22 protein-coding genes are annotated in these 22,615 nt (G+C 68.3%); 10 read left to right on the top strand and 12 right to left on the bottom strand.

Translation table 11 applies throughout. The features are described 5' to 3' along the window. Positions 1 to 21: 21 nt before the first annotated feature. Complete coding sequence (gene ligA, locus BKH33_RS03670; RefSeq protein ID WP_003779443.1) at positions 22 to 2,496, bottom strand: NAD-dependent DNA ligase LigA; 2,475 nt, start codon at positions 2,494 to 2,496, stop codon at positions 22 to 24. Between the two features lie 212 nt (positions 2,497 to 2,708). Between ligA and BKH33_RS03665 the strand changes: the two genes are divergently transcribed. Beyond that, the gene (locus BKH33_RS03665) at positions 2,709 to 6,254 is read left to right on the top strand and encodes an FtsK/SpoIIIE domain-containing protein (protein WP_003779463.1); all 3,546 of its coding nucleotides are present in this window, start codon (positions 2,709 to 2,711) and stop codon (positions 6,252 to 6,254) included. A gap of 206 nt (positions 6,255 to 6,460) precedes the next feature. Further along, on the top strand, positions 6,461 to 6,709 hold the full coding sequence (locus BKH33_RS03660) for a WhiB family transcriptional regulator (RefSeq protein ID WP_003779481.1): 249 nt from the start codon (positions 6,461 to 6,463) through the stop codon (positions 6,707 to 6,709). Between the two features lie 98 nt (positions 6,710 to 6,807). Here the strand turns inward: BKH33_RS03660 and BKH33_RS03655 are convergent, their stop codons facing one another. After that, positions 6,808 to 8,283, bottom strand: coding sequence for a sensor histidine kinase (locus tag BKH33_RS03655; RefSeq protein ID WP_003779465.1), 1,476 nt, complete (start codon positions 8,281 to 8,283; stop codon positions 6,808 to 6,810). 177 nt (positions 8,284 to 8,460) lie between these two features. Here BKH33_RS03655 and BKH33_RS03650 point away from each other — a divergent pair, with 177 nt between their 5' ends. The 5 genes from BKH33_RS03650 (at position 8,461) to BKH33_RS03630 (ending at position 11,836) form a co-directional block, all read left to right on the top strand. Beyond that, positions 8,461 to 8,967 carry a DUF2505 domain-containing protein gene (locus BKH33_RS03650; RefSeq protein WP_003779467.1) on the top strand — a complete coding sequence of 169 codons (507 nt, stop codon included), beginning with the start codon at positions 8,461 to 8,463 and terminating at the stop codon, positions 8,965 to 8,967. Between the two features lie 155 nt (positions 8,968 to 9,122). Beyond that, positions 9,123 to 9,563: an OsmC family protein gene (locus tag BKH33_RS03645; protein ID WP_043538507.1), complete on the top strand. Its 441-nt coding sequence runs from the start codon at positions 9,123 to 9,125 to the stop codon at positions 9,561 to 9,563. A 94-nt stretch (positions 9,564 to 9,657) separates the two neighbouring features. After that, positions 9,658 to 10,359 carry a hypothetical protein gene (locus tag BKH33_RS03640; protein ID WP_003779441.1) on the top strand — a complete coding sequence of 234 codons (702 nt, stop codon included), beginning with the start codon at positions 9,658 to 9,660 and terminating at the stop codon, positions 10,357 to 10,359. Then, positions 10,356 to 11,249 (top strand): thymidylate synthase, encoded by an 894-nt coding sequence (locus BKH33_RS03635; protein WP_003779461.1) that lies wholly within the window; start codon positions 10,356 to 10,358, stop codon positions 11,247 to 11,249. The genes BKH33_RS03640 and BKH33_RS03635 overlap by 4 nt, the downstream gene beginning before the upstream one ends. Beyond that, positions 11,246 to 11,836 (top strand): dihydrofolate reductase, encoded by a 591-nt coding sequence (locus tag BKH33_RS03630; protein ID WP_043538504.1) that lies wholly within the window; start codon positions 11,246 to 11,248, stop codon positions 11,834 to 11,836. Before BKH33_RS03635 ends, BKH33_RS03630 begins: the two co-directional genes overlap by 4 nt. Before the next feature lie 26 nt (positions 11,837 to 11,862). Here the strand turns inward: BKH33_RS03630 and BKH33_RS03625 are convergent, their stop codons facing one another. From BKH33_RS03625 to BKH33_RS03600, 6 genes are all read right to left on the bottom strand, one after another. Then, positions 11,863 to 12,270 carry a winged helix-turn-helix transcriptional regulator gene (locus tag BKH33_RS03625; RefSeq protein ID WP_003779486.1) on the bottom strand — a complete coding sequence of 136 codons (408 nt, stop codon included), beginning with the start codon at positions 12,268 to 12,270 and terminating at the stop codon, positions 11,863 to 11,865. A gap of 103 nt (positions 12,271 to 12,373) precedes the next feature. Next, the gene (locus BKH33_RS03620; protein WP_003779447.1) at positions 12,374 to 12,997 is read right to left on the bottom strand and encodes an NADPH-dependent F420 reductase; all 624 of its coding nucleotides are present in this window, start codon (positions 12,995 to 12,997) and stop codon (positions 12,374 to 12,376) included. 157 nt (positions 12,998 to 13,154) lie between these two features. Then, complete coding sequence (locus BKH33_RS03615; protein ID WP_003779484.1) at positions 13,155 to 14,153, bottom strand: ABC transporter substrate-binding protein; 999 nt, start codon at positions 14,151 to 14,153, stop codon at positions 13,155 to 13,157. Further along, positions 14,150 to 14,830 carry an ABC transporter permease gene (locus BKH33_RS03610; RefSeq protein ID WP_003779445.1) on the bottom strand — a complete coding sequence of 227 codons (681 nt, stop codon included), beginning with the start codon at positions 14,828 to 14,830 and terminating at the stop codon, positions 14,150 to 14,152. The genes BKH33_RS03615 and BKH33_RS03610 overlap by 4 nt, the downstream gene beginning before the upstream one ends. Next, positions 14,827 to 15,555, bottom strand: coding sequence for an ABC transporter permease (locus BKH33_RS03605; RefSeq protein WP_003779458.1), 729 nt, complete (start codon positions 15,553 to 15,555; stop codon positions 14,827 to 14,829). Before BKH33_RS03605 ends, BKH33_RS03610 begins: the two co-directional genes overlap by 4 nt. Beyond that, positions 15,552 to 16,421 carry an ABC transporter ATP-binding protein gene (locus BKH33_RS03600; RefSeq protein WP_003779460.1) on the bottom strand — a complete coding sequence of 290 codons (870 nt, stop codon included), beginning with the start codon at positions 16,419 to 16,421 and terminating at the stop codon, positions 15,552 to 15,554. Before BKH33_RS03600 ends, BKH33_RS03605 begins: the two co-directional genes overlap by 4 nt. Before the next feature lie 173 nt (positions 16,422 to 16,594). Here BKH33_RS03600 and BKH33_RS03595 point away from each other — a divergent pair, with 173 nt between their 5' ends. After that, positions 16,595 to 17,602 (top strand): zinc-binding dehydrogenase, encoded by a 1,008-nt coding sequence (locus BKH33_RS03595; protein ID WP_003779482.1) that lies wholly within the window; start codon positions 16,595 to 16,597, stop codon positions 17,600 to 17,602. Between the two features lie 10 nt (positions 17,603 to 17,612). Here the strand turns inward: BKH33_RS03595 and BKH33_RS03590 are convergent, their stop codons facing one another. Then, positions 17,613 to 17,789 (bottom strand): hypothetical protein, encoded by a 177-nt coding sequence (locus BKH33_RS03590; protein WP_003779454.1) that lies wholly within the window; start codon positions 17,787 to 17,789, stop codon positions 17,613 to 17,615. A gap of 123 nt (positions 17,790 to 17,912) precedes the next feature. On the opposite strand from BKH33_RS03590, the gene BKH33_RS03585 reads away from it, so the two are divergent. After that, a complete protein-coding gene (locus tag BKH33_RS03585) occupies positions 17,913 to 18,686 on the top strand; it encodes a DeoR/GlpR family DNA-binding transcription regulator (RefSeq protein WP_003779485.1) in 774 nt (257 codons plus the stop codon). A 111-nt stretch (positions 18,687 to 18,797) separates the two neighbouring features. Here the strand turns inward: BKH33_RS03585 and BKH33_RS03580 are convergent, their stop codons facing one another. Next, complete coding sequence (locus BKH33_RS03580; RefSeq protein WP_003779449.1) at positions 18,798 to 19,238, bottom strand: VOC family protein; 441 nt, start codon at positions 19,236 to 19,238, stop codon at positions 18,798 to 18,800. A 209-nt stretch (positions 19,239 to 19,447) separates the two neighbouring features. On the opposite strand from BKH33_RS03580, the gene BKH33_RS03575 reads away from it, so the two are divergent. Next, complete coding sequence (locus BKH33_RS03575; RefSeq protein WP_076142544.1) at positions 19,448 to 20,215, top strand: DeoR/GlpR family DNA-binding transcription regulator; 768 nt, start codon at positions 19,448 to 19,450, stop codon at positions 20,213 to 20,215. A gap of 36 nt (positions 20,216 to 20,251) precedes the next feature. On the opposite strand, the gene BKH33_RS03570 is transcribed toward BKH33_RS03575, so the two are convergent. Beyond that, positions 20,252 to 20,638 (bottom strand): DUF1304 domain-containing protein, encoded by a 387-nt coding sequence (locus BKH33_RS03570; protein WP_003782784.1) that lies wholly within the window; start codon positions 20,636 to 20,638, stop codon positions 20,252 to 20,254. A 94-nt stretch (positions 20,639 to 20,732) separates the two neighbouring features. Then, entirely contained in the window at positions 20,733 to 22,562 is a 1,830-nt protein-coding gene (locus tag BKH33_RS03565; protein WP_043539257.1) for a subtype A tannase, read from the bottom strand. Positions 22,563 to 22,615: the final 53 nt, after the last annotated feature.

The following is a 22,615-nucleotide window of genomic DNA, read 5'->3' as shown; positions in this document are numbered from 1 at the left end:
CCCGCCCCCGCTGACGAGGTGTCAGGAGACCGCCTGGGGCCCTCCTTCCAGCAGCGTCACAAAGCCGTCCTCGTCAAGGATCGTCAGTCCCAGTTCTCGGGCCTTGGCCTCCTTGGAGCCGGCCTTGTCTCCGACGACGACGAAGCTCGTCTTCTTCGAGACGCTCCCCGAGGCCTTGCCCCCTCGCGAGACGATGGCCTCCTTGGCACTGTCACGAGTGAATCCCTCAAGAGAGCCGGTGACGACGACGGTCAGCCCCTCCAGGGTCCGCGCCGGCTCCTCCTGCTGGTCCGAGGCCTCCTCCTGGGTGCGAACCCCCGCTGCCTCCCAACGGCTGAGGATCTCGCGGTGCCAGTCGACCTCGCGCCACCGCACCCAGGACTCGGCGATGGTGGACCCCACGCCGTCGACCTCGGCCAGCGCGGAGACGTCAGCCTGGCACAAGGCCTCCAGGGACCTGAAGCGCGAGGCCAGGGCCCTGGCGGCGGTCGGCCCGACGTGGCGCACGGACAGCGCCACCAGGATGCGCCAGAGCGGGCGGGTGCGGGCGTCGCGGAGCTGGGAGAGCATGGCGACAGCGTTCTTACCGGGTGCTGTCACCTTCTTGACCTCACCGTCGGCGTCGTAGCTCTGCTTGGTCCAGAAGAAGCGGCTCAAGCGCCAGTCCCCGGTGGGGGCACCCCGGCGGGAGACGGGGCGCCACACGAAGACCTCGCGCAGGTCGTCCTCGGTCAGGTCGAACAGGGTGGCCTCACCGGTGAGCACCGGCGTCTGCTCGGCGATCCCCGCCTGTCTCAGAAGCTCCTCGACGGCCTCCACCCGCTGGGAGGCGTGCAGGGCGTCGAGCTCACCGGCAGGCAGGCCGAGTCGTCCGCGTTCGGTCTCCAGGCTCCGCCCCGCCGCGAGCGCGGTCAGGGCCTCTCGGCGTCCGGCATCGGGCCGGGTGAGGGCCCCGGCGGCCTCGTCGCCCAGCCCCTCGATGTCCAGAGCGCCCCGCGAGCCGATGTGGGCGATCCGCTCGGTCAGCTGAGCGGGGCAGGAGCGGGTATTGGGGCAGCGCAGGTCGACGTCGCCGTCCTTGGCGGGCGCCAGCTCGGTTCCGCAGGAGGGACAGTGCGTCGGCATAACGAATTCCCGCTCGCTGCCGTCGCGCAGGTCGGCGACCGGTCCCAGGATCTCGGGGATGACGTCACCGGCCTTGCGCACGATGACCATGTCCCCGACGCGCACACCCTTGCGTGCCACCTCAGTGGCGTTGTGAAGGGTGGCTCGGGCCACCGTCGAACCGGCAACGAGGACCGGTTCCATCATGCCGAAGGGGGTGACGCGTCCGGTGCGCCCGACCTGGACGGCGATGTCCAGCAGGCGGGTGCGGACCTCCTCGGGCGGGTACTTGTAGGCCGTGGCCCAGCGAGGCACCCGGGAGGTGTGGCCGAGGCGGCGCTGGAGGGAGTGGTCGTCGAGCTTGAAGACGATACCGTCGATCTCGTGGATGAGGTCGTGGCGGTGGGCGGCGTAGTGCTCGATGTACGCCTCGCGCTCTGAGCGTCCTCGCACCACAGCGGTGTACGGGGAGACCGGCAGTCCCCAACCGGCCAGGAGCTCGTACCACTCGTGCTGCCAGGTTGGGAGCCCCTCCCCCGGAGCCGGAGTGATCGCACCCACCCCGTGGGCGATCATCGCCAGGGGCCGGGAGGCGGTGACAGCCGGGTTCTTCTGGCGCAGTGAGCCTGCGGCGGCATTGCGAGGATTGGCAAAGACCTGCAGGAGCGGGGCACCGTCGGCCTGCCGCTGCACGTTGCGGGTACGGCGCTCCTCGTTGAAGGCCTCGAACTCCTGGGTGGGGAAGTAGACCTCACCGCGCACCTCGAGCAGGGAGGGGTGGGCGTCACCGCTCAGGATCAGGGGGACGGAGGCAATGGTGCGCACGTTGCCGGTCACGTCCTCGCCCGTGGTGCCGTCACCACGGGTCGCGGCCCGGGTGAGGATTCCGTCCTCGTAGGTCAGGGCGACGGCCAGGCCATCAATCTTGACCTCGGCGGTCATGGCGAGCTCGTTGTCGGCCACCCCGGTCTCGACCGTCATGCGCTCTGCCCACTCCTGGACCTCATCGAGGGAGAAGACGTCCTGCAAGGAGTACATGCGCTGATGGTGGGGGGCCGGAGCGAAGTCGGTGACGGCGCGACCTCCCACGCTGCGGGTCGGTGATCCGGCCCGGGCCAGGGCCGGGTGGGCGGACTCCAGGTCCTCCAGCTCCCGGTAGAGGACGTCGTAGTCGGCATCGGACAGAGGGCTCTCGGCGTCGACCGCGTTGTAGTAGGTGTCGCGGGCAGCCTCAATGTCACGCACCAGCTCGCCCCAGCGTTTGCGGGCCCGAGCGGGGACGGCGCCCAGCTCCGCCCCACCCCGCTGACTGGAACCTGCCGGAGAAGAGGCTGAGAGAATCGGGGCGGCCGGTCCAGGAGCAGAACCGCGGGGAGCGTCGGTGTCAGTCATGGGGCCATCCTTCCTCAATCGGGGTCCCATCGGTTTCAGGCGTCCCGAGAGGCGCACCGGGAGTACATGGGCTCTGCGAACCTGGCCATTACGGTGGTATCCGGGCTTCACAGGTAACCACAGCGATCGTAAACGGCCAGGAACGGCAATGCTGTCCACAGCCGGAGCGGCCTGCCGACGACGTGGCAGAGTCAACCGGCGATTCTGGAGCGGTGAGTACCACCACTGACGTCCTCAACATCCGTCCGCGCCACTCGGAGCGCGTCTCCGTATCGTCCTCCTCGTTCCGCCCGCGCTCGGCGGGCGAAGCAGCTGCGGGCGCGGCTCTTGCCGCGCTGGCCGGCCCATGGCACCTTGCGGTTCTGGACGGTCCCGACTGCGGTCTGGTGATGGCCGTCAGGGACGGTCGTGTCCTGGGGCGCGGCGAGGTGCTGAGCGATCCGCTAGTCTCACGCCGCCATCTGCGCCTACGACTGTACTCTGGCCGGGTCCTGGTCCAGGACTGCGGATCGGCCAACGGCACCTACCGCTACTGGCACCTGGGGCTGTGGCTGCGTCTGCGCGGGGAGACCAGGCTGGGCGAGGGGACGCTGCTGCGTCTGGGGGACACTGTGATTGAGTTGCGCAGGCGCCCCGCCAACCTCGTGGTGCCGGCTCCCGCGTCGGCCTCGTCGATGGCCTGGTCGATGGTGGCCGCACTGGTCTGCGCACTGGTCATGGCCGGCTCGGCGGCGATCGCGTTCATGACCGGGAACCGAGGGGCGATGGGCATGATCATGGTCGCGCCGATGCTCGCCATGACGATTATGCGCCTGGTCCCCTTCCTGCAACAGCGCCGAGCAGGCCGTACCGGGCACGCCGAGGGGACTCATTGGCGCGGTCGCCGGCGTCACGGCGGACGCCAGCCGGGATGGCGAGGGGGCCGCCCTGATCCGGCCACGATGCTGCTGGCCCTGGCGGCTCGCTCCAGCACCGTCCAGTCCGCTGCGACCCCCGAGGCAGACGGCTCTGTGGCGACGTCGGGCTCCCATGAGACGCTGGCCGCCTGGACTGGCGTGCGCCGACGACGGTGCGTCCTCTCCCTCGCCGACGGGGAGAGCCTGGCCCTGGTGGGCGAGGACGCCGAGAGCGCTCTGAGATGGTGGTGCGCCCAGCTCCTGGCCCGTGACGAGGTCCGGTTGAGCGAGCTGGAGGACCTGGCGTGCATGCCGACGACAGACGTAGCGGAAGACCGGGGCGGCGAGAGGGTGACCGGCCTGCGTGGAGCTCGTCTCACCTGGGGGCCGCAGGCGCATCCGCACGTCGCTCAGCTGCTGACCTGCCCGGGAGACCAGGTTCCGCCGCAGGCGCTGAGCACGCGCCCGGCCCCGGTCGGGGCGCCGACATGCTCGCCCGCCTGGTGGGACACGGTCCGTCACCTGTGCCGTTCCAGAATCACGACGCCAGCCACGTCATCATCGCCTCTCGACGACGTTCCCGACCTGGTTGTCCTCAGTGAGGTCACGGACGACCTCGACGCCCACGAGCTGCGGGCACGGTGGGAGGAGCAGGCGCACTCAACGAGAGGAGGGGCACCGTCCCTGTCCGCAGTGCTGGGAGTCGGGTCTCAGGGGCCGGTACGGGCCGATCTGGTGGTGGACGGCCCGCACGCGCTGCTGGCCGGAACAACAGGATCGGGAAAGTCCGAGCTGCTCATCTCCTGGCTGATGCAGCTGGCGCTGACCCACCCACCGGACCGCCTGACCATGGTCCTCGTCGACTACAAGGGAGGGGCCGCCTTCGGCCCGCTCGCCGGGCTGCCCCACACGGCCGGGGTCCTCACCGACCTGGACCCGGCAGGTACCGAGCGGGCGCTGTCCTCCTTGGAGACCGAGGTGCGCCGACGCGAGAGGATCCTGGCCGAGCACGGCGCCAAGGACATCTCCTCCCTGCCACCGCAAGCCGATATCCCCCACCTGGTCGTGGCAGTCGACGAGTTCGCCACCCTGGTCGGCGAGCACGCCGAGGTCCTGGAGTCGTTGGTGCGCATCGCCGCTCAGGGACGCAGTCTGGGGATCCACCTCATTCTGGCCACGCAGCGCCCTCAGGGCACCGTCTCCCCCGCGATCCGGGCCAACGCCTCCTTGCGGGTGTGTCTACGGGTTCTCGACGCCGCCGACTCCAGGGACGTCTTGGGACACGATGGCGCCGCCAGGCTCAGCCGCCATCCCGGGCGAGTCCTCATCGGCGGTACCGACGGATCCGGCAACGCATCCGGCGCCGGCCCACAGGACCGCGGCAACGTGGTCGGTGACCAGGTGCTTCAGGCCCCCTGGTGCGGCTCGGCCCACGACGTGCAGGAGATCGTCGACCTGGTCTCGGGCGCTGCCGACGGCCATGTTCGTCCATGGCGTCCCTGGGCACCCGCGCTGCCTGCCGTTGTCGATGAGGCCAGGGCGCTCGAGCTGGGAAGGCCCCGGGACCCACGGGGGCCCCTCAAGGACCCCGGAGAACCTGTCCGGGACGGGGCAGCTGGTGACCGAGTGCTTCTGGCTCTCACAGATCTTCCTCGCCGCCAGAGCCTGGGGCTGTGGCACTGGCCTCTCACGCGTCCTCTCCTGGTGCTCGGGGCGCCTGGTGCAGGCCGCTCCACGCTCGTGGTCTCGGCTGCGACTGCGGTCCTGCGCGCAGGTCGAGGAGTGCACCTGTGCGGGCTCGCCACCCCGGCACTCACCGGCTCCGTTGAGACCGGGGGCACCACTGCAGACCCAGGCGGACTCCTCACACACCCCGGGGTGGGAACCGTGGTCGGTGTGGAGGACCCGCGGCGCCTGGCCCGGCTGTGGGGACTCGCAGCCGGTGGACGTCTGGGCGGCGATCTGCTGTGCCTCGACAACGTCGAGGCACTCGTCACCGCCATTGATGAGGTCCTGGGCCCCGGCCAGGGCAACGCCCTGCTGGAGGCCGTCATCCGTACCGCAACGGCCACGAGCATGCCCCTGCTGCTGACCGCTCCGCTGGCTGCCTCCACCTCTCGCTGGGCCATCTCCGTGGGACTGAGGCTGGTCCTGGGCGCGGCCACCAGCACCCAGGCCGCTCTCGCAGGGCTTCCCCGCGGAGTGGTGACCGGTGGCCTAGCGGGGCGAGGAGTCATCCTGGACGGGGCGGACACGACTGCCTGCCAGATCATCCTGCGCAAGGGCCCCACTGCGTCCCGCCCCGACAGCGCCCGCCGCTCCGCCTTGAAGCTCGAGCCGCTACCGGCACGGATCACCTGGGAGCAGGTGCCCAGCGGCACCTGGGCGGTGGGAGGGGATGCGGCGGCTCCCGTCGCGCTTCCGGAGCACACCAGCGTCCTGGTCGCCGGGCCACCCGGCTCGGGGCGTTCCACGGCACTGCGGGCGCTGGCCCAGGTACTCACCCCAGACGTCCTCGTCGTCGATGACCTGGATCTGGCGGACGCCGCCACCACCAGTCACGTGGAGACCGCCCTGGCGCACTCGGAGGTAGTCCTGGCGTCAGCCTCAACGGAGAAGGTCGCCGCCACCTTTCGAGGCGCGATCTCGACGTTGCGTGAGCGCGAGGCGCTCGTCGTGCTGTGGCCCGGTCTGCGGCATGCCGATCAGGCCGCAGGAATGTCCTTGAGAACCGTCACCGACCCGAGGGCGATGACGCTTCCCGGACGCGGGGCACTCGTCTATCGCGGAACGTGTCTGCCGATTCAGATCGTGTTGCCCCGCCCTGAAAACAACGGCCTCCCTATTGAACACCCTGTTTAACAGGCATTCTCAATGAAGGAAAGTGGCATTATCTCAACATGCCAGTCCCTTGTGAGGATCACGACAGGGCATCGGCACAGGTCTCACGATCGAAGTCTTGCCCACCGCCCCCCTGCGTGTGAAAGTTGTTCTCGGACGTGGCCGCCGAGCTCTGACAAGCCGAGCCTGCGATAGCTGCGTGACTGATGACCTTGAAGGGGGCCCTTATGGACTGGCGCAGCCAAGCCGCATGTCTCACCGTCGACCCTGAGCTCTTCTTCCCCGTAGGAAACACCGGTCCCGCTATCGCCCAGATCGCCAAGGCCAAAGAGGTGTGCGGCCGTTGCGAGGTAGTGGACACCTGCCTGAAGTGGGCTCTGGAGAACGGTCAGGATGCCGGAGTCTGGGGCGGCATGAGCGAGGACGAGCGTCGTTCTCTCAAGCGTCGCGCAGCTCGCGCCCGCCGGTCGTCCTGAAAGCCGATCAAGTTCTTCACGCAACGGCGTTCGCACGAGTAAACGTGCGAACGCCGTTTTATTGATGTCGATGTATTCGATAGCCAGGTATCGAACGGTCAGGCGTCACTCCTGGCAGCCCTCTGGTTAAGACGAGCGTGGATGACGACGTCAGTACCTCCTCCGCTCAAAGACTGCCAGTCGATGCTCCCACGCAGTTCTCCGCGCACAAGTGTGGTGACGATCCGTGTTCCCAGACCGGTCATGAGAGTATCCGGAGACAGGCCGGCACCATCGTCCATGACGTGAACCTCGAGCCGATCCTCGTCACGGCATGCCTTGACCGTCACTCGGCCGTCACGTCCGTCGAGCCCGTGCTCGACGGCGTTGGTGACCAGCTCGGCCAGCACGGTGGCCAGGGCCTGGGCAGTGTCCGCGTCGACAACGCCGAACGAGCCCTCCAGAACGGTGCTGACCTGCCCGGTCGGTGAGGCCACGACCGCCGCCATGCGCAGGACGGAGGAGAAGACGTCGTCGAAGTCCACCCGCTCATTGACGTTATGGCTCAAGGCGTCGTGAACGGTGGCGATGGTGGTCACGCGCCGCTCGGCCTCGGACAGGGCCTGGCGGGTCTCCTCGTTCGAGGCGCGACGTGCCTGCATCCGCAGCAGCGCCGAGACGGTCTGCAGGTTGTTCTTGACCCGGTGGTGAACCTCGCGGATGGTGGCGTCCTTGTTGAGCAGGACCTGCTCGCGCCGGCGCACCTCGGTGACGTCACGGACCAGGAGAGCCGCCCCGGAGCGGCGCCCGTTCAGTGCCAGAGGGATGGAGCGCAGCGAGAGGAACACGCCTCCGACCTCGACCTCGGTGAGCCAGGCCTGCCGCCCCATGAGGACCACGGCCAGAGTCTCATCGACGGGGGTGCGAGCCGGAATGATCGAGGTGACGGCCTCGGCGAGCTGGATGCCCTCCATCTCGCCCTCGATGCCCAGGCGGTGGAAGCAGGAACGCCCGTTAGGGCTGACGTAGACGATCCGTCCCTCCTCGTCCAGACGCAGAACGCCGTCGGACACACGAGGAGTTCCATGGCGGATCGTGGTGCCGGCACCCTGAATGGGGAAGTCTCCCACTGCGGTCATCTGGCACAGGACGTCGGCGATCTCCTCCATCTCCCGCTCGACGATACGTCCTCCTCGGATGACGCCCACCGAGGTCTCCCGGGTGACGACCGCGATCGGTGTGCCGGCGTGGACAACCGGGATGTACTCCTCCTGGACCGCGGCGGTGCCGGTCCAGTACGGCTCGGCGGCGTCCTGGATCTGGGCGGTGCTCAGCGACTCCAGGGCCATGGCCTCACGTGAGGCGGGCATGCGTCGCCCGATAACGTCCTCGAGGTGGACAGTGGTTCCGCCTGAGGGGCGGGTGTGCCCGGCGGCGATGAAGCGCCCCGCGCGGGTGCGCACCCACAGGACCAGGTCGGAGGTGGACAGGTCCGCGATCAGCTGCCAGTCGGCCACCAGCTGGTGGATCCAGTCGAGGTCGGCCTCAGCGAGGTCGACTGCGTCTCTGAGGGCGCTGGGCAGAAGATTAGGCACCTCTCAAGGTTATCGGCAGTGAGCGAACCCGGCTCGTTGAGCCGGCTAATTGCCAAGCAGGACACATGTTCAAACCCTGATCACCGCCGCGGTCAGCCGTATGAGCCGCACTGCGGCTCCCGGGTCCCACCATGACCAGAACGTGCCCCGTTCCGGTGGACATGGCAGGATCAAGCCATGAGGAAGACCATCACCATCACCTATCCCGCAAGTCCGGCGCGCACCGCGCAGATGCTCGCCGACCCCGCCTACCAGGAGGAGCGGGTCGGGCGAGCCGGGCTCAATGACGCCTCGGTCGACGTCGCCCAGCGCGGTCAGGGATTCGTCTCCACCATCTCCGGGACCATCCAGCCCTCTCAGCTGCCCTCTGTCGCCTCACGACTGGTGCGCTCCGCCGTGTCCTTCACGGTGGCTGAGTCCTGGGGCGAGCCGAAGGACGACGGCTCACGCTCCGGCGGCTACGACGTGACGATCAAGAACGCCCCGGTCAAGGTCAGCGCCACCTCCACCATGGCTCCGGCCACGGACAGCGCCGAGGAGGCCACCACCGTCACCGTCGACGTCGACCTCAAGGTCACTGTGCCCCTGGTGGGCAAGACCATTGAGGAGAAGGCAATGAGCATGGTGGGGCGGGTCGTGGCGGACGAGGAGCGCCGCGCCACCGCCTGGCTCTCCGAGCACTGAGCACCTCCGTCGTCGCATATCCGCTCGTCCCCTGTGAGCCTGGCCTCCAGGCGCCGTTATTCCCGTGCTGCGCCTCTTTCCGCCAGACGCGCAGCACGGGCATGTCCACCGGTGCCAGCAGTGGCTCCGACCCCGATTCGTGGCACGATCAGGCCATGAGCACATCAAGCACCTCCGCCTCCGCCCCCAGCGCCGTGTGGGCCGAGCGCACAGGCACACGTCAGTACATCGGCCGCAACTCCGCCGGTGCCGAGGTACGCATCGGCATGGGCCCGGGAGAGTTCTCCCCCGGTGAGCTGATGAAGATCGCACTGGCGACCTGCAACACCCTCTCGGCGGACCACCGCCTTGCCAAGGCCCTGGGTGAGGACTTCGAGGCCACTGTGGGCTGCTCGACAGTCAAGAACGACGCCGAGGAGCGCTACGAGTCCTTCCAGGTCGAGATCGTCACCGACCTGTCCTCGCTCGACGCCGGCCAGCGTGAGCTGCTCAACCAGCGGGTTGCGAGCGCCGTCGATCGTCACTGCACCGTGGGGCACACCATTGAGCACGGTGCCCCCTACACGACGACGATCGTCGACCCCAACGAGGACTGAGGCCCTGGCGCCCCGGCTCCCGGGGCGCCTCTGATTCTCCACCTCTCCATCGCCCTCCCACTGCCGCCTGTCCCACTCACATGAGGAGACAACCGTGAACACCTCCGGCACCCAACGCTCCGCCACCTCGCTGGAACGAGCCCTGGACAAGGCCATTGCCATCCCGGCGGCCCGCATCGAGGAGCGGGTGGCGCGGATGCGCCGGGACCGTCCCGGGGCGGACTCCGCTGAGCTCGTCGAGATGGCCGCCTCCCGCTTCCGGCGGGACGCGGGGCTGTCATCGGGTGCGGTCGGAGCCTCCGCCGCCCTGCCGGCGATCAGCACCGGCGCAGCGGCCGCTCTGACGGTCGGCCAGAGCGCCGCCTTCATCGCCTCGGCCGTCACATACGTTCTGACGGTCGCGGAGATCCAGGGGGTGCACGTCGTCGACGCCGAGCGCCGTCGGGCCCTGGTTCTCTCCGCGCTCCTGGGCAAGGAGGGCTCGGAGGTGGTTCAGGGCCAGCTGGGCCTGTCCACGATGTTCTGGGCGGCGCAGATGCTCATGCAGATGCCGCTGCCATCGGTGAAGTCGATCAATGCCCATCTCATCAAGCGGGTGGCCAAGCGCTCGGCCGCTAAAGGCGGGGCGCTGGCACTGGGACGCCTCATCCCCTTCGGGATCGGGGCCGCCATCGGTTGGTCCGGGGGTCGGGCACTGGCCAACCAGGTCATTGAGGGGGCGCAGGCCGCACTGGGACCCCAGCTCGTTCTGGGCAGCTATGTCGACGACTCCCGTGTCGAGGTGATCGACGCATGAGCGGCGTCGGCAGCGCGACCGGGCGACCGCCGTCGGCCACCCGGTACCCGGCCCTGGAGCAGATGGGGCTCGTCCCCCCGCCAGGTGTCGACGCCGCCTACGAGAACCTTCTGGCGGACGCCCTGACCAACGGCGCCCCGAAGTCGGACCGCACCGGCACCGGGACGCGTTCTCTCTTCGCCCGCCAGCTGCGCTACGACCTGGGACAAGGCTTTCCGCGCATCACCACCAAGTTCGTGGCCATGAAGGCCGTCAAGGGCGAGCTGCTGTGGTTCCTGCGCGGGGACACGAACGTGCGCTGGCTCCAGGAACGGGGCATCACGATCTGGGACGAGTGGGCCGATGGCTCCGGGGAGCTGGGACCGGTCTACGGCTCCCAGTGGCGCTCCTGGCCCACCCGGGACGGGGGCGCCATCGACCAGGTCACCGGGCTCGTCAACACGCTGCGCACAGACCCGGACTCGCGGCGCATGCTGGTCTCGGCCTGGAACGTCTCCGACCTGGGCTCGATGGCCCTGGCGCCCTGTCACGCCTTCTTCCAGTGCTACGTGGCCGATGGTCGTCTGAGCCTGCAGATCTACCAGCGCAGTGCCGACCTGTTCCTGGGCGTGCCCTTCAACATCGCCTCCTACGCGCTGCTCACCCACATGCTCGCCCAGCAGGCGGACCTGGAGCCCGGTGAGCTCATCTGGACCGGCGGGGACTGTCACATCTATGACAACCACGTCGAGCAGGTTCGCACCCAGCTCTCCCGGGTGCCGAGCGCATACCCCTTCCCGACGCTGCGCCTGAAGCGCGCCACGTCCATCGACACCTACGACATGGATGACATCGACGCTTCCCAGGGCTACGAGCACCACCCCACGATCAAGGCCCCGGTCGCGGTATGAGCGGCCTGGGAATGATCTGGGCCCAGGACGTGACCGGCCTCCTGGGGGCCGACGGCGGCATGCTGTGGCGCGTACCCGCGGACTTCGCCCACTTCAAGGCCACGACCATGGGCTGCGGGCTGGTCATGGGACGCACCACCTGGGAGTCATTGGCCGGCGCCCTGCCAGGTCGACGCAACGTGGTCCTCACCCGTGACCGGTCCTGGCAGGCCGAGGGCGCGATCCGCGCTGGCTCACTGCGCGAGGGGCTCTCGGTGGCGGCGCGGGGCCTGGCCACGGAGCTGGGGCACGACCCTCGCGAAGGGCGTGCTGCTGGGCTCCCCCGCCTGTGGGTCATCGGTGGTGGCAGCGTCTACGAGCAGGCGCTGGCCGAAGGACTGCCCAATGTGCTCGTTGTCAGCGTCCTGGACCTGGATGCCACTGAGCGGGCTCGCGAGCGAGGCCTGCTCGACTCCGCGCCGGTGCGAGCGCCCGGGATCAGCACACAGGAGTGGGCCATCGACCCCGCCCTGTCCGACCCGGAGGGTCAGTGGCGCCCCGTGTCCGGGGACGCGCGCTGGCGAGTGGAGACGTGGCGGCACCTCTAGACGCGCTCAGTGAGCGCAATGGGTACTCAGTGGGTGGCGTCATAGCGCGCCCGGGCCTCAGTGACAGCGCCGAGGTGGTCGGTGGCCCAGGCCTCAACCTGAGCGAGTGCCTCCGCCAGTCCTCGCCCAGAGTCGGTGAGCTCGTAGGTCACTCGCGGCGGGATCTCAGGGTACTGATGGCGCTCGATGAGTCCATCGCGCTCGAGTCCCCTGAGGGTCTGGGTGAGCATCTTGGTGGAGATACCGTCGACGCGGGTCGCTATCTCCTTGAAGCGTTGCGGCTGGTCCGCTTCGTGGAGCGCCCCGACGACGAGCACGGTCCACAGGTCGCCGAGCGACTTGAGCAGACCACGTGAGGGGCAGCTGCGACTATAGGGGTTGGGCGCCATCTCCCCCGCATGATGCGTGCCGGTCGGCTGCTCAGTGTCGGCCACGTTGTCTCCTCGTGTGCTTGGTCGCTGATCCGTCGTCGGCCGCCCACGCGTGTGAGCAGCCGACGACGGACATGGGTGACAGGCTACCCGCGGACCGTGCTCCTTACTCAGCGACGACGGCGAGGCCGCCGGTCCAACCAACCTGCTCCGTGACACCCAGGGCGATGTTCAGCGCTCCGAGCGCCTCCAGACGCTCCGCCCGCTTGAGCTCGCCAGCGTCTGCCCACGTCAGTCCGGCAGCCTCGACGAACGAGCGCAGGCTCGCCTTGGCCTCCGCGGAGTCGGAGGCGGCCAAGACGGTTGCCGGACGAGCGCCGATGATACCGCTCGCCAGGACGGCGGCGAAGACGGTGTTGAAGGCCTTGACCACCTGGGCGTCCGGGAGCCTCACGGCGAGCTCGGCGCTCGCAGAGCTGCCGGCAGGGACGAGAGAGTCGAGGGTGGTGAAGTCCAGGGGGTTGGTCGGGTCGACGACGACCTTGCCGGCAAAGGCCTGTGCGCCGTAGGTGGCGATGACCTCGTCGATGGCGGCGTAGGGCAGGGCGAGGACGACGATGTCACCGCTCAGGGGCGAGCCGATCTCGGCGATGTCGCCACCCGAGAGGTCGGTGGCCTTGGAGGCGTCGCGCACCAGGACCTGAGTACTGGCGCCGGCCTTGACCGCCAGACCCGCGACCGCCGATCCGATGTTGCCGGCGCCGATGATGGAGATGGAGGGGACGGACATGAGAGCTCCTTGAGCGTTAGTTGTTGAACGAACAACTAAACTCTCTCACGCGCACTCACTTTCCGAAAGAGAGTGACTGCATGTAAGAGATCACAAACTGTTGTCCGCACGCTCTCTGCCATCACTGACACGCCGAGCACTGCGGGCCGCTCTCCGTTCAGAGCAGCTTCTTGGAGGTGAGCCAGTCGGTGGCGATGACCTTGGAGCTCAGGCCCTCACCGGTGGAGCGCCGGTTGAGGGCGCGCAGCTCATCAGGGGCCAGCAGGGCCGAGACCCGGTTGATGGCGGTTACCGCGATGGCCGGCAGTGAGGCCGAGACCAGCGGGGTGACGTTCTGCGGGAGGATGAGCATCTGAGGGTCAGACAGGATGACGAGGTTCTGCGTCTGGATGGCAGGGTCCGCTGAGTAGATGTCGGCGACGTCGACGGTGCCGTCGGTGAGCGCCTTGACGGTCAGTGGACCGCCGGAGTCCTCCACCGGCGTGACGGAGGCGTCGACGCCGTAGACCGTCTTGAGGCCCTTGGGACCGTAGGGCCGGGTGGTGAACTCCGAGTTCGCGGCAATCGTGACGGGACGCCCCAGGGAGGCCAGGTCTGCAATCGAGGTCAGGGAGTGGGCCTGAGCGGTGGCCTTGGTGACGGTCAGGGAGTCCTGATCCGTCGCCTCGGCAGGGTTCAGGACGGTCAGCGAGTGCGGCAGAGTCCTCAGCAGAGTGTCCTGGATGGAGGCAGTATCGCTGGCGGTGCGGGAAGGGTCCGCGGCACCTGTCGTAGCGGTGGGGCTGCCTGAGGCGGAGGTCTTGCTGTAGTACTCCAGCAGGTTGCCGCCGTACTCGGGGATGACGTGGATCTTGCCGGCCTCAAGCTCGGGCAGGTAGACCTCGCGTTGGCCGATCTGGTACTGCCGTGTGACGGTCAGTCCCACTTTCTCCATCATCTGGGCGTAGAGCTCGGCAATGATCTCATTGGAGTAGTACTGCTGGCTGCCGATGATGATCGGGCCACCGGAGTAGCCCCCCGAGGCCTGGTCGATGGCGAAGGGATCGGTGTTGGAGCAGGCGCTGAGGGCGGCCAGTCCGCTCAGTGCGCCGACACCGGTCAGCAGGCCGCGTCGCGTCAGTTGTCTCCCGGAGCGCGGGGCGGAGCGTGCGTTCATGCTGATTCCTTCCGGTGCTTCCGGGCGCCCGGGGGCGTGACAGCCCACTGAGCGAGGGCGAAGAGGGCCTCGGAGGCCAGGGCGAGGGCGATGACCAGCATTGCCGAGGCGAGCATCATGACGTAGTCCTGAGTCTTGAGGCCCAGGAACATGAGTCTGCCCAGCCCGCCGGCGCCGGTGTAGGCGGCCAGCGTGGCGGTGGAGATGACCTGGAGGCTGGCCGAGCGCAGCCCGCCGACGAGCAGCGGCGCCCCTAAGGGGATCTCCACCCTTCCCAGGATCTGGAGCTCACTCATGCCACTGGCCCGAGCACCGTCGACAGCCATGACGGAGGCAGCCCGCACGCCGCTCATGGCTCCGGCCAGGACACTGGGCAGGGCCAGGACGACGAAGGCGATCATGGGGGCGGTCAAACCGACGCCGAGTGCGAGACCGAACAGAGTGATGAGGCCCAGGGTGGGCAGGGAGCGGGCGGCGCCGCTGAGCGGCTGCACCCAGGCGCGCCCGCACCCGGTGTGGCCCACCCACCAGCCAGTAGGTACTCCGATGAGAGCGGCGATGAGAACGCCGGCCAGCGAGTACGCGGCGTGCTGCATCATCAGCGGGCCGATCCCCATAGCACTGCTCCAGTGAGCGGGGTCGGCGATAAAGGCCAGGGCGGCCAGGACGAACCTCATGACTCGCCCTCCCGCTTCTCCCGGCCATCATCCTCACGGCCGCCGGCCGCGGACGCACCGTCCACCTCGAGCACCTGCCCGGTGGCGCCGGCGCGCTTCCAGGTCCAGGGCAGGCACAGGCGTCCCAGAGCGAGGACGAGCCCGTCCAGGACAAGGGCCAGGGCCGCGGTGGCGACCAGACCGGCGACGATCTCCGCGGTGATGCCGCGCTGGAAGCCGTCGGTGAACAGCCAGCCGAGGCTGCGCACACCGAGTACCGCCCCGACGGTGGTCAGTGAGATCGTCGAGACCGTCACCACACGCAGACCCGTGAGGATCGCGGGGCCGGCCAGCGGCAGCTCAACGGTGAGGAAGCAGCGGATGCGCCCCATGCCCATGGCGGTGGCGGCATCCAGGACGCGTGCGTCAACGGCGTCCAGCGCGTCAGCGGTGGCCGGCACCAGGAGCGCCAGCCCGTAGAGGGTCAGGGCCACGATGACGTTGAGCGGGTCGCGGATACCGGTGGCCAGGATGATGGGGAGGATGACGAACAGGGCCAGGGAGGGGACGGCGTAGAGCAGCGAGGAGCCGGTCACGAGCACAGCGCGCAACGGGCGGGAGGCGCGAGCCAGCCGGGCGACGGGGACCGCCAGGACGAAGGAGGCGATGATCGCGGGGACCGCCTGGAGCAGGTGGGCCAGCAGGTGCCCGGCGATGGTGGGCAGGTTGGCCAGGACCCAGTTCATGCCTGGCCCTCCGCCTCCAGGACGGACTCCTCGGACAGGCGCCCGACGACGCGACCGGCCCGGTCCAGGACGATCCGGGTCTCGGCGACGTCCTTGAGCCGTAGCTGGCGTGCGGCGTCGTCGAGCCCGAGGAAGCGGGCCACGAAGTCGTCGGCCGGGTCGGCGAGCAACTCGGCTCCGCTGCCGCGCTGGGCGATCTGGGCGCCCTCGCGCAGGAGGATGATCTCGTCACCCAGGGCGAGGGCCTCGTCGACGTCGTGGGTGACGAAGATGATCGTCTTGTCCAGCTCGACCTGAATCCGGGCCATCTCGCGCTGGAGCTCGCGGCGCACGAGGGGGTCGACGGCACCGAAGGGCTCGTCCATGAGGAGCACCTCGGGATCGGCCGCCAGGGCCCGGGCCACTCCGACCCGTTGGGCCTGACCTCCGGAGAGCTGGTGGGGGTAGCGCCCGGCCAGGTCGCGGTCGAGGTCGAGCAAATCCATCAGCTCGAGGGCCCGGTGCCGGGCGTCGCGGCGGTCCGCGCCCTGGAGGCGGGGCACGAGGGTGATGTTGTCAATGACGCGCCGGTGCGGCAGCAGGCCCGCGTTCTGCATGACGTAGCCGATGGAGCGACGCAGAGCGACGGCGTCGCGGGTGGCGATGTCCTCGTCGTCGATGAGAACCCGACCGCTGGATGGCTCCACCATGCGGTTGACCATGCGCAGCAGGGTCGTCTTGCCGCAGCCCGATGAACCCAGCAGGACGGTGGTGGTGCCGGCCTCGATGCGGGCTGAGAAGGAGTCGACGGCGGGAGAGCCGGGTCCGGCGCCCCTCCCGGCCGGGTACAGCTTGGTGACGGCGTCGAAGATAATGGTGCTGCTCATTGCAGGTGCCGGATGTCCTCTCATGGCCGCTGACAGCACGACCGTATGGCGTGCGGTAACCGTATCAGCCGTCACCTGCTGAGCTGCCGGGAGGCAGGCTTTACCAAGGCGATTGGTGCAGGATTGAAAGCAAATACCCAGGTACCCACCACCCGCCCCCTGGAGGCGCAGACATGCCGGACACGATTGACGCTACTACTCCCCCAACCATGCTGGCGGCCCGGCTCAGCGAACCGGGGAGCATCAGCAACCTCCACGTCGTCGAGCTCCCGGTTCCCGCCCCACCCGAGGGTTGGGTGCGTCTGAAGGTCATGGCCTTCGGCCTCAACCGCAGCGAGTACCACTCCGTGCACGGCATGGCTGAGGGGATGACCTTCCCTCGCATCCTGGGAATCGAGGCCTCCGGGGTCATCGACCTGGACCCCGAGGGCATCCTGGCACCCAGCACCCAGACGGTCACGATGATGGGCGGGATGGGAAGGGTCTTCGACGGTGGATACGCCCAGTACGTCATCGTACCGCGCACGCAGATCATCACCTTCCGCTCCAGCCTGCCCTGGGAGGTCATCGGCTCGGTGCCCGAGACACTACAGACGGCCTACGGAGCCCTGACCACAGGCCTGGATCTCCAGCCGGGGCAGAGCCTGCTCGTACGCGGAGGTACCTCGGCGCTCGGACTGACCACGGCCGCGCTCGCAACCGACATGGGCTGCCGGGTCTATGCGACCTCCCGCCGCGAGGCCGGGCTGGAGCTACTGCGCTCACGAGGCGCCATCCCGCTCCTGGACGACGGAAAGGTCGCTCCGCGGCTGCGCGAGGCAGAGCCGAGTGGGGTTCACGCCGTCCTTGAGCTGGTCGGCGTGCCGACGCTGCAGGACTCGCTGGCGGCGACGGCGGTTCACGGAACGGTCTGCTTCTCCGGGATGCTGTCTGACTCGTGGACGATCTCTGACTTCTACCCGATGGACTGGATCCCCAACGGGGTACGTCTGACCACCTACTCCGGCCAGGCCCAGGACCTGCCGGCAGAGGTGCTTCAGCGGATCCTGGACCGGATCGAGTCGGGCGATCTCGATCTCCTGCCCGTCCATTCCTACCCTCTGGCCGACATCGCCCAGGCGCACGAGGACATGGCCTTGGGACGCCACGTGGGCAAGCTCGTCGGTCTGCCCTGGGACTGAGTCGACGCGCTCAGGCCGCCAGGGACACGGCGTCATCGACTCGGAAGTCACCCTTGATCAGGGCCTGGATGCCTTGTGCGTAGGAGCTTGCCGCAGGTCCTATAGTGCGACCCCGCACATCCTCCAGCCACCGGGAGTAGGCGGCGTCGACGGCAATGGCAACACGGTTGAGAGCATTTCCGATCATGAGGGCCTCCTTGGTAAATCACTGGTATTTCAACGAGTTCTGTGTCGACCTCTTTCGACACCCACTACTGTAGGAGACCATATGATCATCTGGAATCTTCATTTTGACGTAAAGTGATCATCCGTGAGCACCTTCTCCCCCACCAGTCGTCAGCGTCAGATCCTCAAGAGCCTGAGCACGACGACGGTCATGAGCGTGAACGCCCTGTCGCGACTCACCGATGTCTCCGGAGTGACGATTCGTCGCGATCTGGCGGAGCTCGCGCACGAGGGTCTTGTCACCCGTGTTCATGGCGGCGCCCTGCGCGCACCTCGGCGCGGGGCCAGCCAGCCGATCTCCCTGCGCCGCAGCGAGGACCTGGAGGCCAAGAGGGTACTGGCCCGGGCCACAGCAGCACTTGTTGACGACGGTGAGAGCGTCATCATCGACAACGGAACCACCTGCGAGATGGTGGCCGAGAATCTCGTTGGGCGCGACATCCGAGCACTGTGCCTGTCACTGTCGGCCGCTGCGACACTGGCCTCCACGCCCGGCCCGGTCGTCACCGTCCCCGGAGGGATCGTCGAGACCGACACGCTGGCGATGCTGACGACGACCGCGGTCGACGCCGTGCGCCGTTTCCGCGCCGACGTCGCCATCCTGGGCGCCTGCGCCGTCTCCGCGCAAAGCGGCCTGACCTGCACCGAGGATCACGACGCCGTCCTCAAGGCGGCCATCATTGGTTCGTCATCTCGGTGTCTCATGCCCGCTCCGCCACGCAAACTGACGCGTTCCTCCACCTACGGCTTCGGCGAGCTGAGCAACCTGGACACCCTGCTGACAACGACCGACATCGACCCGGAAACACTGACAGGCTTGCAGGAGGCAGGTGTGTCCGTCGAGGTGCACGACGTGTAGAGAGCATGTAGAGACGCGGTCCCACCCAGCAGTACGGTGGGGCCACGCCGTCAAGCGCAGCCCCACCGGGGAGTACCGGGGATCACTGAGTGCTTTCGCGGCCTCTCCTGTTCAGAAGATAGGGCGCAGGGCGACGTCGTCGGAGTAATCGGAGGCGACGAGCTCGACACGGTTACCCTCGGGGTCGAGCACGGCGGCCTCGTAGTAGCCGTCACCGGTCTCACGGGGCCCGTCAATGACCGGCACACCGGCCTCGGACATATTGGAGGCCAAACGGTCGACGTCCTCGCGTCCCGGCAGGCCGAAGGAGACGTGAGCCCACCCCAGCCTCAGGTCCTCACACCCCTCGCCCAGCTCCGGACGGGTCATGATCTCCAGGCGAGTCCGCCGCTCGTCCGCGGGAGTCTCGGCGAAGTGGAGGATGTGGGTGCGCAGGCCGGTCTTCGAGTTCTCGTAGAGGCCGTTGGCGTGCCCGTCGAACCAGTGGGAGTAGAAGTCGCGGGCGCTGTCGAGGTCGGCGACCCAGATGGCAACGTGGTCGAGGTGCGGCATGGTCGTTCCCTTCGTGACGGTGCGGAATCACTGTTAACGACCAGAGATGATTGTACGATCACTCTTCTCAACAGCGATTTTCTGCTGCTAATTCAACGGATCGGCTGAACCCCTCTCCGTTGACATCAACAATAAGAGACCATACGATCATTGTCATTGCTCGTTCTCCAGCAAAACGATCACCTCATCGCTGCCGATGCGGAGGAATCATGTCTGACAGTCCCCACGAGAGGCGCCGCACGATACTGCGTGCCCTGAGCCCCACCACGGTCCACAGTGTGCAGGCGCTGTCCCGGCTGACCGGGGTCTCGGTCATCACCATCCGCCGGGACCTGACCGAGCTGGCCCATGAGGGCCTGGTGACCCGGGTCCACGGCGGGGCTCTGCGCGCACCGCGCCGTGGGGCCGCCCGGCCGGCCTCCATGCGTCGCAGGCAGGACGTGGAGATCAAGCGCCGTCTGGCGCAGGCCACCGCCCAGCTCATCGAGGACGGAGAGGCGGTGATCATCGACTCCGGGACCACCTGCGAGATGGTGGCCGAGCAGCTCGCCGGCCGCGACATCCGGGTCCTGTGCCTGTCGCTGGGCGCCGGCGCGGCAGTGGCCTCCGTGCGTGGAGCCGCGGTGACCATCGCGGGCGGCCCGGTTGATCCGGAGTCCCTCTCCCTGTTCTCCGCCGAGGCGGTCGACGCGGTGCGCGCGTTCCGAGCCGACGTCGCGGTCCTATCCACCTGCGCCGTGTCCACCCGTGAGGGCCTGACCGTCATGGAGTCCGACGACGCCACGGTCAAGCGCGCCATCATGGCCTCCTCCACCCGACGCATTCTGCCGACTGCTCCGAGCAAGATCACCCAGACCAACACCTACCGGTTCGGGCGCATCGAGGACCTCGACGCACTGCTGACAACGAGCCAGATCGACCCCGACGCCCTCGAGGAGCTACGGGGCGCCGGGGTCGACGTCGTGCTGTGCGACTAACGGAGAACGACCGGGACCAGATCGAAGCGGATCGGCTCAGCCCAGGAGTGCTGCGAGGGTGCAGACGACGACCAGCAACGGGAAGGTCCCCTGCTTGGCCGCCGCGCTGCGGTGGGGCGCCGACGCCAGGGCCAGGACGATCGCCGCCGCCAGCATGGCTCCGGTCCCGGCCAGCATCAGGGCCGCCCCGATCGCCATGTGCCCCAGGGCTACGAGGACGACCCCGATGATCGCCTGGAGAGCCAGGAAGAGGTTGTAGAAGCCCTGGTTGAAGGCGTAGAAGGCGTGCGCCCTGGCCTCCTCTGGAGTGCCGCCGAAGGTCTTGCGGGCCAGAGGCCCCTCCCAGGCGATGGACTCCATGTAGAAGACGAGGACGTGGAGGGCGGAGGCCAGGACGGCGAAAACCATGGCAGCAGTCAGCACGATTTCTCGATTCATGAGGACGAGCAGAAACCGGAACCTCAACTGCCCCACCGCCGTCGTTATTCCGGGGGACGATCCCCGGAACCTTCCCGGCTCAGGAGGAGGCCTGCTTGGTCACCCAGGCGATGAAGTTCTCCTCCCCGGTGCCGGTCAGCTCGGCCATCGTGTGCCCCTGCCCCCAGATGGTGGCGAAGTCGACGCTGTCGGCTCCGGCCTGCTGGAGCGCCAGGGCCAGGTTGACCTCCACGGTGGAGGCGGTGTCGCCCTGGGTGATGCCGGTGCGGATTCGCCAGGCCGGGGCGATGGTCGAGGTGCCACGCCCCTTGGAGTCCTGGGTGAGGTAGTAGAGGGGGTCGTACATCCACACGCGCGTGGCCATGTCGGTGCCGACCGAGTCCTTCGTAGCCAGGTCCTTCTCGTAGGCGGTGGCACCGTAGTCGTCGCTCCAGCCGGACAGCCCCGAGTACCTCGACTGCCCCTTGGAGATGACCTCGCGACTCAAGGAGGAGAAGTGCAGCTTGCTCTCCCCCGAGCCCATGACGAGGTTTTCGGTCTGTCCCCGATCGACGCCGTCGAAGGCCCCCACGTCCTTGGAGGCGTTCTTCTGGGAGGCGACGAAGCCTTGCAGGCCGGTGATCGTCGCAGTCTTCTTGGAGGCGTCATAGGTGACCCACTGCGAGGATGAGTTGAGGAAGGCGATGTAGTCCTCCACCGTGTTGTAGGTGGTGGACTCGCTACTGCCCTTGCTGCCGCCTCCGGACGCCCCGCCCTTGGAAGGCGTGCCACCGCCGCCGCTGGGCGGGGTTCCCGACGGCGCACCGCCGCCCCCGCCGGGCTCCATCCCGGCCATCTCGGTGGACGAGGGCGTGTAGGGGAAGGTTGTGGCCGCCAGGAAGTCGTTGAGGGACTTCTGGATGACCGCGACGAGATGGTCGTAGTAGGAGCCGGCCAGGTAGGTGCCCTGGGAGGAGGACTCCAGGGTCAGAGGCTTGCCTTTGGAGTCCGTCAGCCTCAGCGCGTTGAGGTAGGCGGGGAAGGCGGCCGCGAGGTCCTGGGAGTAGGCCCTCGTCCAGGTACCGTCCGCCCTGGTGTCGGAGGAGGCGAACTGCCCCATGTTCCACTCGTAGGCGGCGTTGGCGCTGCCCAGGCTGGTAATGGGGCACCAGCACATGGCTCCGGCGACGGCGTCGGACAGGGCCTTGCCGCTGGAGTCAGTGGTGGCGGCGCCCAGGGCGGCCAGGTAGGGGGCGAACATCCCGCTGTCGCCCGAGGCCCCGGCGACGGCGCTCTGGGCCCCTCCCCCGCTGTGCCCGAAGACGTAGACCTTGGCGGCGTCGCCGGGGATCAGGGCCGCGTTGTAACGCCGGTAGCGCACGGCGGCCTTGAGGTCGGTGACGCCCCAAGGCGCGTTGCCGGAGTAAGTCTGGGAGTTGGAGTCCTTGCCGCGCAGGCCGGCATGGACGTAGATGAAGCCGGCCTCCATGTAGGCCTTGATGGTGTCGTAGGAGTACTCGGTGGGCGGCTTCTGGGCTGAGTACCCCGGGGTGTTGACCGGGAAGACGGTGGGTGCGGTGGCGGCGGTGAAGTCGCCGACGGCGCCGGAGGCGTTGACAGTGGCCGTGTAGGTGCCATTGCCATTGTCTTTTCCGGTGAGGTAGGCACCGGGCACGTAGATGCCCAGGGTCTCGTAGTCGGAGGCCTGGGGCGTGGCCACGTAGCGCAGCCCCAGCTGGTAGTAGACGTCGCCCTTCGCGTCATAGCGCCAGGCGCCCTTGTTCAGGACCAGCTTCGTATCGGTGGGGGCCTGCGACGACGCCGTGGCGGAGGCCTGCGAGGCGGTTCCTCCGGCGGAACAGGCACCCACCCCCAGGATTCCCGCCGTAGCGGGCAGTGCGGTCAGGATGGTGCGTCGTGGCAGGTTCATCATGGTTCCCTCCGGCACAGTCAGTCGCGTGCCTCGCTCGGGTGTCTGCATAC

The sequence above is a fragment of the Actinomyces naeslundii genome (assembly GCF_001956585.1).
Taxonomy (GTDB): Bacteria; Actinomycetota; Actinomycetes; order Actinomycetales; family Actinomycetaceae; genus Actinomyces; species Actinomyces naeslundii.
This window is presented reverse-complemented; position numbering and strand designations above follow the sequence as displayed.